This is a genomic window from Nocardiopsis dassonvillei (assembly GCF_964273065.1).
In the GTDB taxonomy this organism is placed as follows: Bacteria; Actinomycetota; Actinomycetes; order Streptosporangiales; family Streptosporangiaceae; genus Nocardiopsis; species Nocardiopsis dassonvillei_B.
The window spans coordinates 3,865,862-3,881,745 of record NZ_OZ186815.1 but is presented as its reverse complement, the minus strand read 5'-3'; the positions used below and the strand labels follow the sequence as shown (position 1 = coordinate 3,881,745).

General features: G+C 72.7%; 14 protein-coding genes. 6 read left to right on the top strand and 8 right to left on the bottom strand.

Annotation, left to right across the window (positions count from 1 at the left end; all coding sequences use genetic code 11):
• Positions 1-307: 307 nt before the first annotated feature.
• A complete protein-coding gene (locus tag ACSUPR_RS17295) occupies positions 308-913 on the bottom strand; it encodes a sigma-70 family RNA polymerase sigma factor (RefSeq protein WP_436892044.1) in 606 nt (201 codons plus the stop codon).
• A 377-nt stretch (positions 914-1,290) separates the two neighbouring features.
• On the opposite strand from ACSUPR_RS17295, the gene purS reads away from it, so the two are divergent.
• The 5 genes from purS (at position 1,291) to purL (ending at position 6,194) form a co-directional block, all read left to right on the top strand.
• Positions 1,291-1,536: a phosphoribosylformylglycinamidine synthase subunit PurS gene (gene purS / locus ACSUPR_RS17290; RefSeq protein ID WP_436885639.1), complete on the top strand. Its 246-nt coding sequence runs from the start codon at positions 1,291-1,293 to the stop codon at positions 1,534-1,536.
• Positions 1,537-1,766: 230 nt separating this feature from the next.
• Positions 1,767-2,261 carry an ATP-binding protein gene (locus ACSUPR_RS17285; RefSeq protein ID WP_436885638.1) on the top strand — a complete coding sequence of 165 codons (495 nt, stop codon included), beginning with the start codon at positions 1,767-1,769 and terminating at the stop codon, positions 2,259-2,261.
• A gap of 299 nt (positions 2,262-2,560) precedes the next feature.
• Entirely contained in the window at positions 2,561-3,256 is a 696-nt protein-coding gene (purQ, locus tag ACSUPR_RS17280; protein ID WP_436885637.1) for a phosphoribosylformylglycinamidine synthase subunit PurQ, read from the top strand.
• A gap of 46 nt (positions 3,257-3,302) precedes the next feature.
• Entirely contained in the window at positions 3,303-3,821 is a 519-nt protein-coding gene (locus tag ACSUPR_RS17275; RefSeq protein ID WP_436885636.1) for a hypothetical protein, read from the top strand.
• Between the two features lie 78 nt (positions 3,822-3,899).
• Positions 3,900-6,194 (top strand): phosphoribosylformylglycinamidine synthase subunit PurL, encoded by a 2,295-nt coding sequence (gene purL / locus ACSUPR_RS17270; RefSeq protein WP_436885635.1) that lies wholly within the window; start codon positions 3,900-3,902, stop codon positions 6,192-6,194.
• A gap of 401 nt (positions 6,195-6,595) precedes the next feature.
• Here the strand turns inward: purL and ACSUPR_RS17265 are convergent, their stop codons facing one another.
• Together ACSUPR_RS17265 and ACSUPR_RS17260 are read right to left on the bottom strand one after the other, a co-directional pair.
• Positions 6,596-7,006, bottom strand: a complete 411-nt coding sequence (locus ACSUPR_RS17265) for a type II toxin-antitoxin system VapC family toxin (RefSeq protein WP_436885634.1) — start codon at positions 7,004-7,006, stop codon at positions 6,596-6,598.
• Complete coding sequence (locus ACSUPR_RS17260; RefSeq protein WP_436885633.1) at positions 7,003-7,320, bottom strand: type II toxin-antitoxin system Phd/YefM family antitoxin; 318 nt, start codon at positions 7,318-7,320, stop codon at positions 7,003-7,005. The genes ACSUPR_RS17265 and ACSUPR_RS17260 overlap by 4 nt, the downstream gene beginning before the upstream one ends.
• Before the next feature lie 296 nt (positions 7,321-7,616).
• Between ACSUPR_RS17260 and ACSUPR_RS17255 the strand changes: the two genes are divergently transcribed.
• Positions 7,617-7,871: a hypothetical protein gene (locus ACSUPR_RS17255; protein ID WP_436885632.1), complete on the top strand. Its 255-nt coding sequence runs from the start codon at positions 7,617-7,619 to the stop codon at positions 7,869-7,871.
• Here the strand turns inward: ACSUPR_RS17255 and ACSUPR_RS17250 are convergent, their stop codons facing one another.
• The 5 genes from ACSUPR_RS17250 to ACSUPR_RS17230 all read right to left on the bottom strand — a co-directional run bounded on the left by ACSUPR_RS17250 (position 7,872) and on the right by ACSUPR_RS17230 (position 15,773).
• Complete coding sequence (locus ACSUPR_RS17250; RefSeq protein ID WP_436885631.1) at positions 7,872-9,773, bottom strand: endonuclease/exonuclease/phosphatase family protein; 1,902 nt, start codon at positions 9,771-9,773, stop codon at positions 7,872-7,874.
• A gap of 221 nt (positions 9,774-9,994) precedes the next feature.
• Positions 9,995-10,954: an ABC transporter substrate-binding protein gene (locus tag ACSUPR_RS17245; protein WP_436885630.1), complete on the bottom strand. Its 960-nt coding sequence runs from the start codon at positions 10,952-10,954 to the stop codon at positions 9,995-9,997.
• A complete protein-coding gene (locus ACSUPR_RS17240; RefSeq protein ID WP_436885629.1) occupies positions 10,947-12,944 on the bottom strand; it encodes an ABC transporter permease in 1,998 nt (665 codons plus the stop codon). The genes ACSUPR_RS17245 and ACSUPR_RS17240 overlap by 8 nt, the downstream gene beginning before the upstream one ends.
• Before the next feature lies 1 nt (position 12,945).
• Positions 12,946-14,211, bottom strand: coding sequence for a quaternary amine ABC transporter ATP-binding protein (locus tag ACSUPR_RS17235; RefSeq protein ID WP_436885628.1), 1,266 nt, complete (start codon positions 14,209-14,211; stop codon positions 12,946-12,948).
• Positions 14,208-15,773, bottom strand: a complete 1,566-nt coding sequence (locus ACSUPR_RS17230; RefSeq protein ID WP_436885627.1) for a GMC family oxidoreductase — start codon at positions 15,771-15,773, stop codon at positions 14,208-14,210. Before ACSUPR_RS17230 ends, ACSUPR_RS17235 begins: the two co-directional genes overlap by 4 nt.
• Between the last annotated feature and the right edge of the window lie 111 nt (positions 15,774-15,884).

The following is a 15,884-nucleotide window of genomic DNA, read 5'->3' as shown; positions in this document are numbered from 1 at the left end:
GCGAGCGCAAGACCCGGCCGCCACCTTTTACGTCGCGGACCCATGTTCCCCGATACCGGACGAGCCCGTTTAGCAGGGCTTCCTAGCATGTACAAGGTCTTCCGACGACTTTGTCGGAGGGTTGCGGAACATCCGGCCGCGGAGCGACGGCGGCCGGGTCCGGCCACGGAGCGTGGTGGGGCGGTCGGTCCGAAAACCCTGCGGGTCCGGACTCCGGCGTCCGCCGGGGGCGGGGTTCCAGCCCTCCCGCGCGGTGCCGTTCGGGCCCCGGGCCTCCCGGGGCGGGGGACGGGGGCGCGCGGAGCCGCTAGCGGGCGGGGGGCACGCGCATGCCGCGGTCGCGGGCGTAGTCGGCCAGCATCTCGCGGAGCTGGCGCCGGGCCCGGTGCAGCCGGGACATCACGGTCCCCAGCGGGGTGCCCATGCGCTCGGCCACCTCCTTGTAGGCGTAGCCCTCGATGTCGACGAGGTAGATGACCTCCTGGAACTCCTCCGGCAGCCGCGCGAGCGCCTGCTTGATGTCGGAGTCGGGCAGGTGGTCCAGGACCTCGTTCTCGGCCGACCGCATGCCCGAGGAGGTGTGCGCCTCGGCGGCGGCGAGCTGCCAGTCCTTGATCTCGTCGGTGGTCTCCTGGCGCGGCTCGCGCTGCTTCTTGCGGTAGGTGTTGATGAAGGTGTTGGTCAGGATCCGGTAGAGCCAGGCACGCAGGTTGGTGCCGGCCCGGAACTGGTGGAAATTGGCGAAGGCCTTGGCGAACGTCTCTTGGACGAGGTCCTCGGCGTCGGCCGGGTTGCGGGTCATCCGCAGGGCCGTGGGGTAGAGCTGGTCGGCGAACGGTGTGACGGCGGTGGCGAAGTCCAACGCCTCCTCGGGCTCCCGCCCGTCACGGTTCCGCGCGGCGATCGGGTCCATTTCGATAGTCGTCAAGATTCCCCCTCAGGACGACCGGACGATCACTTCCACCCTCTTAGACGCCACCTTGTGCTCTCAATGATGACATCAATCGGGGTGATCCGAGTCACGAACGTACCGAAACACTCGCTTGCAGGGTTCACAGTGCGGTAAAAAACCCTGTTCCCCCTCTACCCGTAGGGCTCTGCGGTATTCCCCGGCCGATCCCCGCCGCACCCCCGGGCCGGAGTGACGCCGGACACGGCCGCACCGGTCGCCCCCGTGCGTGCCGTACTCTGGCGTCGCCCGCTCCGAGCAGTACGGAGAGGCGTCCGCCCGGCCGGGGAGCCGGGAGGGGGCGGGAGGGCGGCACACCCATTTCTCTTGTGGAGGACCCTGTGGCCCGCGTCGTTGTTGACGTCATGCTCAAGCCCGAGATCCTGGACCCGCAGGGCCAGGCGATCGCCGGCGCCTGCTCGCGCCTGGGTTTCGAGGGGATCGAACAGGTCCGCCAGGGCAAGCGCTTCGAGGTCGAGGTCGAGGGCGAGGTCGACGAGGCCAAGCTGGCCGACGTCCGCCGCCTGGCCGAGACTCTGCTCGCCAACACCGTCATCGAGGACTTCCGGGTGCGCGTGGACTCCTGAGCCGCCCCCGGCCCCATCCGGCGGCGCAGCGCGGTACAGCGGTCATGAGCACTGAATTAAGGGACTTTGCCCAAAAGCGCGAGAAGTGTCCGTAGCGCCGGATGTGCAATGTAACGGCCGCCGATGCCCCATGAGGGCACCGGCGGTCGTTTTACGTTCGCCGCCCTCGGGAAGGTTCATTGACGTGCCGGGCCCAATGACCGACGACGGAGCACGAGAGGTGTTATTTCATGGACGCCGTCTTCTCGATCTCCCTACCGCGGCGGGCGTACACGGTCGCCGTCGTACGCGACGTACTCGAGACCTTCCTGGACCGCGCCGGACTGTGCCGGGGCTGTGTCGACGACTTCCTGCTGGCCTCCTCCGAAGCGTGCGCCAACGCGGTCGAGCACGGCGGCCCCGCCCCCGACTACCGGGTGGAGGCCGACCTCGGCGCGCACTGGTGCGAGGTCCGGATCTCCCATACGGGGAGAGCACCCGACTCCGAAGCGCTCGCCGCGCGCTTCACATCGGAACGACCACCGCCCCTGCCCGGGATCGATTCAGAATCGGGCAGGGGCATCCTTTTGATGCGCCGCCTCATGGACGAGGTGTCCTTCGAGGGGGAGCCGCGGGTCACCGTGCTCCTGCGCAAGCGCCGCGCCCCGTGCGACCGGCGCCCCGCCGAGGGTGCGGCCGGGAGGCTCCCGGCCACGCCGGAGGCCCTGATGCTGGGCCGGGTCTGAGGGGACGCGGACGGCCCGCGGGCCCCGCCCCCGCACACCCCGCGGAGACTGTGTCGCACACCACGACTCCTGTCGGGTCGTACACCCGGGGACCCCGCGGAGCCGTGGGAACCGGGAGAATCGTACGAACCGGGACCCCGGAACAGGGGTGAGCGTCGTACCCGCGCACAGGTGAGCGGGTACTCTGCCAAGTGCGGACGCGGTGCCCCCCTCGGGGTCGGACGGACGCCGCCATCCTCCTCGCCGACAACTCCCCGCACCCGCGGGGAGGGACCCGACCAACGACTCGGAGTGTGCTCATGACAGCCCGTGTGGGCGTCGTCACCTTCCCCGGTTCCCTCGACGACAAGGACGCCGCGCGCGCCGTCGCGCTGGCGGGCGCCGAACCCGTCCCGCTGTGGCACGCGGACGCCGACCTCAGGGGGGTCGACGCGGTCGTCCTGCCCGGCGGCTTCTCCTACGGCGACTACCTGCGCTGCGGCGCCATCGCCCGCTTCGCCCCGCTGATGTCCGAGCTCGTCCCGGCCGCCCGCTCCGGGGCGCTGCCCGTCCTGGGCATCTGCAACGGCTTCCAGATCCTGTGCGAGAGCCACCTGCTGCCGGGCGCGCTCACCCGCAACTCCACCCTGCGCTTCGTCAACCGCGAGCAGCGGCTGCGGGTGGAGAGCACCGCCACCGCCTGGACCGGGGACTACTCGGAGGGCCAGGAGATCCTGGTCGTCCTCAAGAGCGGTGAGGGCAGCTACGTGGCCGACGAGGCCACCCTCGACGCCCTGGAGGCGGAGAACCGGGTCGTGGTCCGGTACGCGGGCGGCGACCCCAACGGCTCGCGCCGCGGCATCGCCGGGATCACCAACGAGCACGGCAACGTCGTCGGCCTCATGCCGCACCCCGAGCACGCCGTGGAGGCGCTGACCGGCCCCTCGACCGAGGGCCTGGGCTTCTTCACCTCGGTCCTCGCCCACCTGGGCGCCAAGAGCCCGGCCGGCGTCTGAGCCCGGCCCGGTCCCACCGCACACCGACAAGGGGACGATCCTCGCGATGATGGCGCTCCTGCGCTCCCGGACCACGATGTACGTACTCGCCTCCATCGTCGTCGTGGGACTGGTGGTGTCGGCCGCCGTCGGCCTGTTCAACTCGATCGGCGCCGTGTCGACCGGTGCCCCGCAGTCCGGGCAGGAGGGCGGGGCGCCGCCCGCCCAGGAGCCGGACGTGCCCGACGTCTCCTCGCTGGGGGACCCGCCGTCCGGGCTGGTCTACACCTCCGACCCGGAGAACGGCGTGTACTGCCAACAGCAGGGCTGCGCCCGGCTCGTCACCGTACTCACCGAGGACGACGAGCCCACGGAGGACCCCCGGGCCACCGTCCAGGAGGTCTACGACCACCTGCTGGACCGGGACTGGAAGATCATGCTGCCCCCGGGCGCGGAGTCGCCCGAGGACGTACCGCCGGAGCAGACCGTGCTGACCGACGACACCGTCATGATCGCCGACTCCTCCACGGGGAACTCCGGAGATCCCGCGGTGCTGATGATCCGCTACGCGGACCTCACCCGATGACCCCGCCCACGACCTTCCGCGCCGGTCGGCGGACGCCACGGCCCGGCTCACACCCGCACATCCCGAACGGAACCACGCATGTCTGAAGTACCTCGTCTCGACACCGTCGCCGTGGCGCAGAGCAGCCCGGACACGCCTCAGCCGTACGCCGAACTGGGCATGGCGAAGGATGAGTACGAGCGGGTCCGCGAGATCCTGGGCCGCCGCCCCACCTCCGCGGAGCTGGCCATCTACTCGGTCATGTGGAGCGAGCACTGCTCGTACAAGTCGTCCAAGGTGCACCTGCGCCAGTTCGGCGAGAAGGCGCCCCACAGCGACGCCCTGCTGGTCGGCATGGGAGAGAACGCCGGTGTGGTGGACGTCGGCGACGGCCGCGCGGTGACCTTCAAGATCGAGTCGCACAACCACCCGTCCTACGTGGAGCCGCACCAGGGCGCGGCCACCGGCGTGGGCGGCATCGTCCGCGACATCCTCACCATGGGCGCCCGCCCGGTGGCGGTCATGGACGCGCTGCGGTTCGGCCCGGCCGACGCCGACGACACCAAGCGGGTGCTGCCGGGCGTGGTCTCGGGCATCTCCTTCTACGGCAACTGCCTGGGCCTGCCCAACATCGGCGGTGAGATCGGCTTCGGCGCCGGCTACCTGGGCAACCCGCTGGTCAACGCCCTGTGCGTGGGCGTGATGAAGCACGAGGACATCAAGCTGGCACAGGCGCCCGGCCCGGGCAACAAGGTGGTGCTGTTCGGCTCCACCACCGGCCCCGACGGCATCGGCGGCGCGTCGGTGCTGGCCAGTGCCACCTTCGACGACGAGTCGCACGCCAAGCGGCCCAGCGTCCAGGTCGGCGACCCGTTCATGGAGAAGCTGCTCATCGAGTGCAGCCTGGAGCTGTTCGCCAAGGACCTGGTGGTGGGCATCCAGGACCTGGGCGCGGCGGGCGTCTCCTGCGCCACCACCGAGCTGGCGGCGGGCGGCACCGGCGGCATGAACATCCGGCTGGACCGGGTGCCCCTGCGCGACCCGCGGCTCACTCCCGAGGAGATCCTCATGAGCGAGTCGCAGGAGCGCATGATGGCGATCGTCGAGCCCGCCAAGATGGACGAGTTCCTCGCCATCTGCGAGAAGTGGCAGATCCTGGCCACCGAGATCGGCGAGGTCACCGACGTCACCGCGGAGGAGGCCGAGCGCGGCGGGCGCCTGGTCATGACCTGGCACGGGGAGACCGTGGTGGACATGCCGCCGCGGACCGCCTCCGACGAGGGCCCGGTCTACGAGCGCCCCTACGCGCGTCCGGAGTCCCAGGACGCGCTCCAGGCCGACGACGCCGCCGAGCTGCCCCGCCCGGAGACCGACGCGGAGCTGCGCGAGCAGCTGCTGCGGGTGCTGGGCGCCCCGGGCGTGGGCGACCCGAGCTGGGTGACGCAGCAGTACGACAGCTACGTGCGCGGCGACACCGTGGTGTCGACCCCGCACGACGCCGGGATGATCCGCATCGCCGACGACTCCCACCGGGGCGTGGCGCTGTCCACCGACGGCAACGGCCGCTACACCCGGCTGGACCCGTACACCGGCACGCAGCTGGCGTACGCGGAGGCGTACCGCAACGTGGCGGCGACCGGCGCCCGGCCGCTGGCGGTCACCAACTGCCTCAACTTCGGCTCCCCGGAGGACCCGGGCGTGATGTGGCAGTTCGCCGAGTCGACCCGGGGCCTGGCCGACGCCTGCCAGGCACTGGGCACCCCGGTCACCGGCGGCAACGTGAGCTTCTACAACCAGACCGGCGACGTGGCGATCAACCCGACCCCGGTCATCGGTGTGCTGGGCGTCATCGACGACGTGCGCACCCGCCTGAAGACGGCGTTCGGGACCGAGGGCTCCCGGGTGTTCCTGCTGGGCGAGACCCGGCCGGAGTTCGGCGGCTCGGCGTGGGCCGACACGGTCCACGGCCACCTGGGCGGCCTGCCGCCGCGGGTGGACCTGGCCGCGGAGGCCGCGCTGGGCGAGGTGCTGGCCGAGGCCGCCGAGCGCGGGCTGGCCGAGGCCGCCCACGACCTGTCCGACGGCGGGCTGGGCGTGGCCCTGGCCGAGTCGGCGCTGCGCGGCGGGACGGGTGTGCGGGTGGCGGTGTCCGCGGACGCGTTCACCGCCCTGTTCAGCGAGTCCGGCGCCCGCGCGATCGTGGCCGTCGCCCCGGGCGGCGAGGAGGAGTTCGTGGCGCTGGCGGCCCGGCACGGGGTGCCGGTGGAGCAGATCGGCAGCGTGGGCGGGGACGCCCTGGTGGTGTCCCACGCGAGCGGCACCGTGGAGGTGCCGCTGGCGGAGCTGCGCGAGGCCTACGAGTCCGCCCTGCCCGCCCTGCTCGGCGACCTGTAGGACCGGACCGTCCGCGGGGGCGGGGCGCCGTCGCGGCGCCCCGCCCCCGCGGCGTTTCCCAGCCGACCCTCGTCTGCTCGTCGCCGAAGTCCGCGATGACGACCAGCGTGCCTCCCAGCGGGCCGGGTTCCGGTCGAGGACATCCCGGGTGGAGAGGTCGCAGCCCTCGATCTGCGGCACCCGCGCGACGGGCACCCCCGTCGCCTCGGCGACCCGGGTCTGTGCGGGCCCGCCTCGTCCGCGCGTCTCGGCGAGCCGCCGGGCCCGCGCCTGCTCCCGCGGCCGCTCCACCTCTGCCTCGAACTCCTCGGGCCCCCGGCGCTCTCCACCGCCCGCTCCGGGTGGCCGCTGTCACGCCATCTGCGGTAGCCGCTCATCCGCCCGCCTCCTCTTTCCGATCATCACGGGGAGGGGGAGACGACGGGGAGGCCTTCGGCCTCCGCCGCCTTCGCCAGTCTCACGTCGTACGTGACGAAGCCGGTCAGGGCCGCGCCGAGTCCCAGGGCGCAGGCCACGTGCAACGCGTCGAGGGACCGCAGGCGGGTTCCCGGTCCCAGGTCGCCCGCCGTGTCGAACACCTGGGCGGGCATGTGCAGGTGGGCCGCCCTGGACAGCCACTCGGCAGCCCTGACCAGGGTCTCGGGCCGCGCGCCGACCGCGTGCAGAGCCCGACGAAGTTCGGTGCGGGTCAGATAGGAGGTGATCTGGCGGGCGCCGGCTTGGCCGTTCAACCAGCGTTCCAGAGCCTCCGACTCGGCCTCCTCCTTGAAGAGCTTGAGTGCGGCACACGCGTCCAGATAGACGAACCTCACCGGTCCTCTTCCTCACGCAGTTCCAGCAAGGCGTCGGATGCGAGACGGGTGCCGGGCGGGGAGGGCTCTCTGCGCATCCCGGCGGCCTCCTCCGCCATGGGCAGCGACTCCAGGTCACGGAGGTCGATGAGCCCGTTGTCCACGGCCTTGGCCAGTGCTTCCTCGGCCGGATCCGGCGGCACGAGGCGGCCGACGACCTCTCCGTGCCTGGTGATCAGGAAATGCTCGCCTCTGCGCGCGCGGTCGATGACCTCGGCCGTGTTCCGCTGCAGTTCGCGGATGGTGATCTGGTGTTCCATGAGCAGCATCTCCATACCGTGCAGCGTAGAGCCGAAGGCGGCTCCTTGTCTGACATTCTTCCCAGTTGACAGGCGGACACTCTATTCGCCGGACATCTCGGCTCGGTATTGGGTGGCACCGCGGGGGTGCCGCTGGCGGAGCTGCGCGAGGCCTACGAGTCCGCCCTGCCCGCCCTGCTCGGCGACCTGTAGGACCGGACCGTCCGCGGGGGCGGGGCGCCGTCGCGGCGCCCCGCCCCCGCGGCGTCGGACGGGGGGCGCCCGTTAGTCCGGCGCGGGTGGAGGTAGTGGTAGGACCGGAGGTGGTCGCCATGGGTCGGGAGAAGTTGCGGCGGGGACGGCTGAAGGGGCCGCTGGGCAGCCACGAGCGCCCGGCGAGCGCGCTGGGCTTCCGCCTGGTGCTGGCGGTGTTCGGCTGCCTGGTGCTGGCGGCGGGCACGGCGGCGGCGTTCGTGATGGACGCCCCGGTGTGGCTGGTGGTGGTGCTCGGCGCGGCGTTCGCGGCGTCCTGCGTGAACGTGTACTGGGTGGCCCGGCGGCTGCGGTACGAGCGGCCCGGCCGCTGATCACTCCAGGTCGAGGTCGACCGAGATCATCCGGTGGTCGGAGTGCGGCACGTCCGGGTTCTCCGGGTTCTCCGCGGTGAACTCCTCGGTGACGAGGATGTGGTCGATCTCCTGGGGCGGCCCCGCCAGGCTGGGGACGGTGTTGAAGGGCCTCTCGAAGGGGTCGTGCAGTCCGGCGTCGGTGAGGATCGACCACGCCGGGTTCTCCGGTCCGATGTTGAGGTCCCCGGCCAGGACGACCGGCCGCCCCTGGGCGCGGGCCCCCTCGACGACGGCCGCGAGGTCGTGCAGCTGGGCGCGGGCGCTCTCGGCGGTGAAGTCGTAGGTCTCCGGCTGCACGTGGGTGGCGATGACGCTGACCTCGGTGCCGCCGTCCCAGCGGACCACGGCCTCCAGCGCCTGGGCGCCGGTGGGCCCGCTGGGGGTGAGGGTGTGCCCGCGCACCTCGGTGACCTCGCGGGAGGTCAGCAGGGCGTCGCCCCACAGGGGGTCGGCCGCGGGCGCCCAGTAGGCCTGCATGCCGAGCTGCTCGGCGGTGAGGGAGAGCGCCTCGTGGCCGCCGTTGAGCAGCCATCCGCGGTCGACCTCGCTCAGGACGACGATGTCGGGGCGGTCCCGTTCCAGCAGCCCGATCTGCTCGTGCAGGGCGTAGCGCCCGTCCATGCCGAACCCCATGCGCACGTTGTAGGCGGCCACCCGCAGTCCCGGCACGGGTTCGCGGACCTCCTCCGCGCCGCCGCGGAAGGTCGCGTGCCAGGACGGCACGGCGACCGTGAGGACCAGGGCCAGCGCGGCCGCCCCCGCGGTCAGCCAGGGCCGCCCGGCGCGGGCGGGGACGGGGCCGCGGCCGCTCATCGCGACCGCCAGGGGCACCAGGGCCAGGAACGGCACCACCGCGTTGCCGTAGTACAGGTCGTAGGCGGCGTAGAACCCGAAGACCGCGACCGCCAGCAGGAACAGCCCGCCGGACGCGGCCCACCCGGTGGCGGCGCGGCCGGGCCGGCCGGTCCGGTGGACCGCCCACCCCGCGCAGCCCGCCAGGGCGAGCTGGCCGATCGGCAGCGCGGCCAGGGCCCAGGAGGGCCACACCCCGGGAACGCCCCCGATCTCGGTGGGCGACGCCCACAGCACGGCGAGCGCCGCCGCCAGGACGGCGAACGGGACCGCCGGGTGCCCGGTGGACCAGCGCGGGTCGGCGGCGACCATCACGGAGAGGACCGCGGTGGTGGCGACCAGCGCGGCGGCGACCGGTGTGTCCCCGATGACCTCGCCCACGGCCGGGTTGGCGGTGTAGAGCCCGGAGAGGAACAGCAGCGGGCCCAGGGCGAGCCAGGCCCGGGCGGGGGCGGGCCTGGGCCCGGCGTGGCCCGACCCGTACCGGTACGCCCCGGCCGCGGCCCAGGCGAACAGGGCGACCTCGACGGCGACCCCGGCCCAGGCCGCGGGGCCGTCCCGCCAGGCGAGGTCGACGGTGTTGAGGAGGGTGTGGACCACGGCGGTGGCGGCGACGCCGGTGACGACGCCGACCATCACCCCGTGCCCGGTGGCCCGGGGGTGGTCGACGGTGGTCATGGCGGAGGCGGTCAGCCACACCGTGCCGGTGCCCACCAGGAAGGACGCCAGGTAGAGCTGGGGTGCGCCGCCGTCGGCGGCCTGGAGGGCCAGGCGCCCGACGGCGAGCACGGCGCCCGCGGCCAGCGCGGTGCGCCCGGGGCCCAGGTACCGGGCCGCGGCGACGAAGGGGACGGGGGCGAGGAACCAGGCGAGGGCGTACAGGCCCATCAGTTCCGCCGGGGTCTCCCCCGCCCGCCCGAAGAGGGTGGTGAGCGAGGGCAGGAACACCCGCAGGGCGTCCAGGAACAGCACCGTTCCCACGGCCACGGCGAATCGGTCCCAGCGCATGGTCCTCCCGGGGGTCGGCCCGTTGAACATGAATGATTCTCACGTCTTGTGCGCACCGGGACAAGGGGCACGGATCACTCGATTCCCACGGAGAACGCCATCCATGCCGACCGAGACCGGGACGCGTCGTAAAAGCGACCTCCCCCCGTCCCTTCCGTGACCTCCGCGTTCACGGCCGGGCCCGGGGCGGCGCGCCCCGGGCCCGGTCCGGGGCGCGCGGGTCACCGGCCCTCGAACCCCTCCGGGATCCACGGCCGCCACACGTCCGGGTTCTCCCGCACCCAGACCTCCGCCGCCTCGGTGGGGTCCAGGCCCTCGTCGGCGATCATCCGGGCCACCGCGTTCTGGTCGGCGTTGCTCCACGTCCAGTTGTCGAGGAACCGGTACGCGGGATCTCCCTCCTCCACGAACCCGGCCCGGAAGATCTTGTTCAGCTCGTAGGCCGGATAGTCGCAGGGCACCGAGGCCGGATCGGCGTCACAGCCCTCCTCGTAGGGCGGGAGGTCGATCTTGACCAGGTCCAGCTCCTCCTGGAGCCACTGCGGGTCGTAGAAGTAGAAGAGCACCGGCTCCCGGGCGGCGTACCGCCGCCGCACCTCGGTGATCTGCGCGGGCTCCGAGCCGGCGAACACGATCTCCAGGTCGAGGTCGAAGGCGTCGATCATCCCCTGGTCCTGGGTGACGAACCCGGGCGCGCCGCCCAGGAACTCGCCCCGGTCCCCGGTCTCCGCGGTGCGGAAGATGTCCGTGTTCTCCCGGAGCCCCTCCAGGGTGGTGATCTCGGGGTACTCCTCCGCCACGTAGGCGGGTACGTACCAGCCGATCACCCCCTCGTTTCCGTTGGGGCCCCCGTCGACGGCGGTGCCGTTGCCCCCGGGGCCGTACAGCTCCATGAGGTCCTCGTGGCCCCAGTTCTCCACGATGACGTCGATGACGCCCTGGTCGATGGCCTGCCAGGACGGCTGCTCGTCCACCCGGACCAGTTGCACCTGGTAGCCCATCTCCTCGCGGAGGATGTACGCGAGCACCTCGGCGCTGGCCTCGTAGCCGACCCAGCCGTTGAGCGCCATGCGCACCGTGCCCGGGTCCCGGGCGACCTGGTCGGTGCGCACCGCGCAGGAGGAGACCAGTGCCACCGCCGCCGCGGCCGCCAGGATCCGGACGAGGAGTCCCCTACGCACGCTGCACCTTCCTTCCCTGGGTGACCCGGTCCAGGAACAGGCCCAGGCACACGATGGCCAGACCCGAGGCCAGACCCAGCCCCAGCTCGTTCTGCGCCAGGCCGAACACCACGTCGAAACCCAGCGACCCGGCGCCCACGAGGGCGCCCATGACCACCATGGACAGCACGAGGATGAGCCCCTGGTTGACGGCGAGCAGCAGCGAGCCCCTCGCCAGCGGCAGCTCGACCTTGGTCAGCAGCTGCCACCTGGTGGAACCCTGCGAGACCGCCGCCTCCAGGGCCGCCGGGGACACCCCCCGGATACCGTCGTCGACCAGGCGGATCACCGGCGGCAGGGCGAAGATGACCGCAGCCACCAGGGCGGGAACCCGCCCGATGCCGAACAGCGCCACCGCCGGGATGAGGTACACGAACGGCGGCAGGGTCTGCATGGCGTCCAGGACCGGCCGCAGGATCGCGGCGAACACGTCGCTGCGCGACATGAGCACCCCCGCGGCCACCCCCAGCGCGACGGTGAGCACCGACGCCACCAGCACCTGGGAAAGCGTGTCCATGGCGTTGGCCCACACCCCCAGCAGGCCCACGGCCAGGAAGGACCCCGCCGACACCAGGGCGGCGCGCGGGCCGGCGAAGATCCAGCCCAGCGCCGTGGCGCACAGCACCACCAGCCACCAGGGCGACCCGCCCAGCAGCGTGCTCAGCGGGCCCAGCACCCAGTCCAGCGTCCAGGCGCCCAGGGCCGTGGTGAGCGGGCCCAGCACCGCCTGGAGCCAGGCCTCGAAGGCGTTCACCGGGCCGCTGATGTCGATGGACACGTCGCGCGGCCAGCCCCCCGCCCCCAGCAGGCGGGACACCGACACGGTGGTGATGAGGACGATCAGGTCGGCGCCCAGCAGAGGCAGCCTGTACCGCTCGGGAATCGCGGCGGCGCCGCGCGAACCGTGCCCGACGGCGCCGGTCACCCGGTCCATGGCGATGGCGAGCATGACGATCGCCAGTCCGGCCTGGAGCGCCTGGCCCACGTTGACCTTGGACAGCGCCTGGTAGATGGCGTCGCCCAGCCCGCCCGCACCGATGACCGACGCGATGACGACCATGGACACGGCCAGCATGATGGTCTGGTTGACGCCCAGCAGGATGGTGCGCCGGGCGCCGGGCAGCTGCACCTTGGTGAGGATCTGCCAGGGCGTGGAACCCAGCGAGGTGGTCGCCTCGATCGCGCCCTGCGGGACCTCCCGGATGGCCAGCGCGGTGATGCGCACCGCCGGGGGGATCGCGTAGACGGCGGTGACCACGGCCGCCGCCGGGTCGCCGATGCCGAACAGCAGCACGAACGGCAGCAGGTACGCGAACGCGGGCATGATCTGCATGAAGTCCAGCACCGGCCGGACGGCGCGCTGGAAGCGGTCGCTGCGCCCGGCCAGGACGCCCAGCGGGATGCCGAACAGCAGGGCGATGGACACCGAGGTGACGATCAGCGCCAGCGTCCTCATCGACTCGTCCCACAGCCCGGTCAGGGCGAACACCCCGAAGGTGGACAGGACCAGCAGCGCCACCCGCCATCCGGCCACCCGCCAGGCGAGGATGGTGCCGAGCACCGTCACACCGGGCCAGGTCAGGAACTCCAGGAACCGGTTGATCAGCACGACGGCCGACCCCAGCCCCACCGAGACGTAGTTGAAGAAGTACAGGAACAGCGGGCTGTCGTTGCGGTTGACGACGATCCAGGCGTAGACGCCGTCCAGCCACGCCATGAACCGCTCGCCGGTACCGGTGGGGAAGCCGGGTCCGCCTCCCCAGGCCAGGCGGGCGATCCAGTGGCCCGCCACCAGGACGGCGACCGTCAGCAGCGCCCACGGCCAGGGGGACCGCAGGAGCGCCCCCGGGTCGCGGCGCGTTCGCTCCCGGGTCCGCGTGCGCCGGTCCTCCCGGTCCCGGTACACCCGGCCGGGCCCGCCGGAGCCCCCGGGCGGGGTCGTCACGGCCATGTCAGCCACCCGCCCCGGTCGGTGCGGGACCGCCGTGGCCCCGCGGGCCGGCCCCGGGGCGCGGCGCCGCCGGGCCCCCGCCGCCCCGCCGGCCCGGGCCCGGTGCACCGGCTCCGCCCGCCGGTCCGCCGGAGCCGTGGTCGGCGTCCGACAGCTCCCCCAGCGTCTCCTCCTCGATGGCGGCGGCCACGGAGGCGTCGGCCAGCTGGTCCTCGGCGATGGCGCGCAGCACGTCGTCGCGGCCCACGTAGCCGAGCAGCATCCCGTCCTCCACCACCCGCACCGGTGCGGTGCTGGCGGCGAGCACCGGCAGGACCTCCGCCAGGACGGTCCCGGGCGCGGTGACCGGCCCGTCGGTGCTCTCCCCGGGGAAGGGGTCGCGCACCAGCCAACGGGCGGTGAGCACGGTGGTGCGGGCGACGTCGGAGGTGAAGTCGGCGACGTACGCGTCGGCGGGCCGCCCCACCACCTCCTCGGGGGTGCCCACCTGGACGAGCTCGCCGTCGCGCATGATGGCGATGCGGTCGCCCAGCTTGAGCGCCTCCTGGAGGTCGTGGGTGATGAACACCGAGGTCTTGGCCAGCTCGCGCTGGAGCCGGACGACCTCCTGCTGCATGTCCCGGCGGATGAGCGGGTCCAGGGCGCTGAACGGCTCGTCGAACAGCAGCACCTCGGGGTCCACGGCCAGGGCCCGGGCCAGGCCGACGCGCTGCTGCATGCCGCCGGAAAGCTCGCCCGGCCGGGAGTCCTCGTAGCCCGAGAGGCCGACCATCTCGATCATCTGCTCGGCCCGCTCGTAGCGTTCGGGGCGCGCCATGCCGCGCACCTCGAGGCCGTAGGCGACGTTGTCGATGATCCTGCGGTCGGGCAGCAGGCCGAAGTGCTGGAAGACCATGGCGATCTTGTGGCGGCGCAGCTCGCGCAGCCGCTGCGGGGTGGCCTCCCCGATGTCCTCGCCGTCGAGCAGGACCTGCCCGGCGGTGGGCTCGATGAGGCGGCTCAGGCAGCGGATGAGCGTGGACTTGCCCGAGCCGGACAGGCCCATGACCACGAAGATCTCGCCGGGCCGGACGTCGAAGGAGACGTCGCGCACCGCGACGGTGCAGCCGGTCTCCTCCTTGATCCGGTCCCGGTCGGCGCGTTCCAGGTCGCTTCCGATGATGCCGCCGGCGTTCCTGCCGAAGATCTTCCACAGGTTGCGGACGGAGAACATGACGTCCTGCGTGCCGCCCCGCGGCGCCGCGGGTCCGGTCGTCGGGGCGCTCATCGGGCCTCCTCCCGGCGGTGGTCCTCGCGCACCAGGTCGGCGGCGCGTTCGCCCAGGGCCAGGACCATGACCATGGGGTTGGGGGTGGGCAGGGTCGGGAAGACGGACGCGTCGGCGATGCGCAGCCCGCGCAGGCCCCGGACCCGCAGCCGCGGGTCGACCACGGCCAGCGGGTCGTCGGCGGCGCCCATCCGGCAGGTGCCCGCCGGGTGGTAGACGGTGTGGGCGGCGCGGCGGCCGTACTCCGACAGCTCCTCGTCGGTCCGCACCCCGGGGCCGGGGGCGACCTCGGCCTCGATCCAGGAGCGGAACGGCTCGGCCTCGGCGACCCGCCGGGCGATCCTGAGGCCGTCGACGATGGTCTGCTCGTCGTAGCCGTCGGGGTCGGTGAAGTAGCGGAAGTCCAGGGCGGGCTTGTCCCGCGGGTCCGCGCTGGTGAGGTAGAGCCTGCCTCGCGAGCGCGGACGCGGGATGTTCGGTGTCATGCAGACCGCGTGGCCGTCGGGCGGGGATTCGTAGCCCAGCCGCTTCGTGTTGTCGTCGAAGGGGATCTGGTAGATGTGGAACATCAGGTCCGGGCGCGGGTCGGAGTCGTCGCGCCGGACGAACAGGGCCGCGTCGGAGTCCATCACCGTGTTCTCCGGGACGGGCCTGCCGGTCTTCCACATGATGATCGTCTCGGGGTGGTCGAGCAGGTTCTCGCCCACGCCCGGCAGGTCGTGCCGGGGCTCCACGCCGACCTCGCGCAGGTGCCCGGCGTCGCCCACGCCCGAGAGCAGCAGCAGCCGGGGCGTGTCGACGGCTCCCGCGCACAGGATCACCTCGCGCCGGGCCGACACCGAGAGGCGCTCCCCGTCCCTGCCGGTGGCCTCCACCCCGGTGGCGCGGTCCCCGTCCAGGACGACCCGGTCCACCCACGTCTCCAGCAGGACGGTGAGGTTGTCGCGCACGTCCATGATCGGGTGCAGGTAGGCGACCGACGCCGAGGAGCGGTACCCGGTGTAGGGGTCGTACGCGACGGACAGGAACCCGGCGCCCCCGGCGAACCCGCCGCCGTGCGAGGTCAGGGCGTTGAAGTCCTCGACGACCGGGACCCCGGTGGCCTTGGCCGCCGACTCCACCCAGTCGCGGACCATGGCGTTGCGGTCCTTCTCGGCGACCGGGACGATGTTGCACTTGATCCGGTCGGCGTAGGACTGGACGGTGGCGTTGTCCCAGCCCTCGGCCCCGGCGGCCACCCAGTCGTCGAGGTCCTCGGCGAAGGGCCGGAAGCTGATGAGCGTGTTGTGGGAGGAGCACCCGCCCAGCACCCGGGCCCGGGAGTGCAGGATGTGGGAGTTGCCGCGCGGCTGCTCGGTGGTCGTGTACCGCATGTCGAGGTCGCCGCCCAGGACGCTCAGCCAGTCGCGCAGGCGGAGCACGTGCTCCAGGTCGCGGTCGTCGGGGCCGGCCTCGATCAGGCAGACGGTGGTACCGGGGTCCTCGGTGAGCCGGTCGGCGAGCACCGACCCCGCGGTGCCGCCGCCGACGATGACGTAGTCGTAGGTGTGGTCGTGGGACACGGCCTGATTCCTCTCGTTGGTCTCTCGGGGGAAGGGGGAACCGACCCGTGCTGTCGTCTTCGTCCGTCTCCCGGTGCCGTCGGGGCGGGTCCGCGGCGGCGTCCCGCCGCG

Bases quoted from the DNA above. Each gene is read 5' to 3' on its own strand.
- ACSUPR_RS17295 (WP_436892044.1), bottom strand. From the start codon at position 913: ATGGACCCGATCGCCGCGCGGAACCGTGACGGGCGGGAGCCCGAGGAG.
- ACSUPR_RS17285 (WP_436885638.1), top strand. From the start codon at position 1,767: ATGGACGCCGTCTTCTCGATCTCCCTACCGCGGCGGGCGTACACGGTC.
- purQ (WP_436885637.1), top strand. From the start codon at position 2,561: ATGACAGCCCGTGTGGGCGTCGTCACCTTCCCCGGTTCCCTCGACGAC.
- ACSUPR_RS17275 (WP_436885636.1), top strand. From the start codon at position 3,303: ATGATGGCGCTCCTGCGCTCCCGGACCACGATGTACGTACTCGCCTCC.
- purL (WP_436885635.1), top strand. From the start codon at position 3,900: ATGTCTGAAGTACCTCGTCTCGACACCGTCGCCGTGGCGCAGAGCAGC.
- ACSUPR_RS17260 (WP_436885633.1), bottom strand. From the start codon at position 7,320: ATGGAGATGCTGCTCATGGAACACCAGATCACCATCCGCGAACTGCAG.
- ACSUPR_RS17255 (WP_436885632.1), top strand. From the start codon at position 7,617: ATGGGTCGGGAGAAGTTGCGGCGGGGACGGCTGAAGGGGCCGCTGGGC.
- ACSUPR_RS17250 (WP_436885631.1), bottom strand. From the start codon at position 9,773: ATGCGCTGGGACCGATTCGCCGTGGCCGTGGGAACGGTGCTGTTCCTG.
- ACSUPR_RS17240 (WP_436885629.1), bottom strand. From the start codon at position 12,944: ATGGCCGTGACGACCCCGCCCGGGGGCTCCGGCGGGCCCGGCCGGGTG.
- ACSUPR_RS17235 (WP_436885628.1), bottom strand. From the start codon at position 14,211: ATGAGCGCCCCGACGACCGGACCCGCGGCGCCGCGGGGCGGCACGCAG.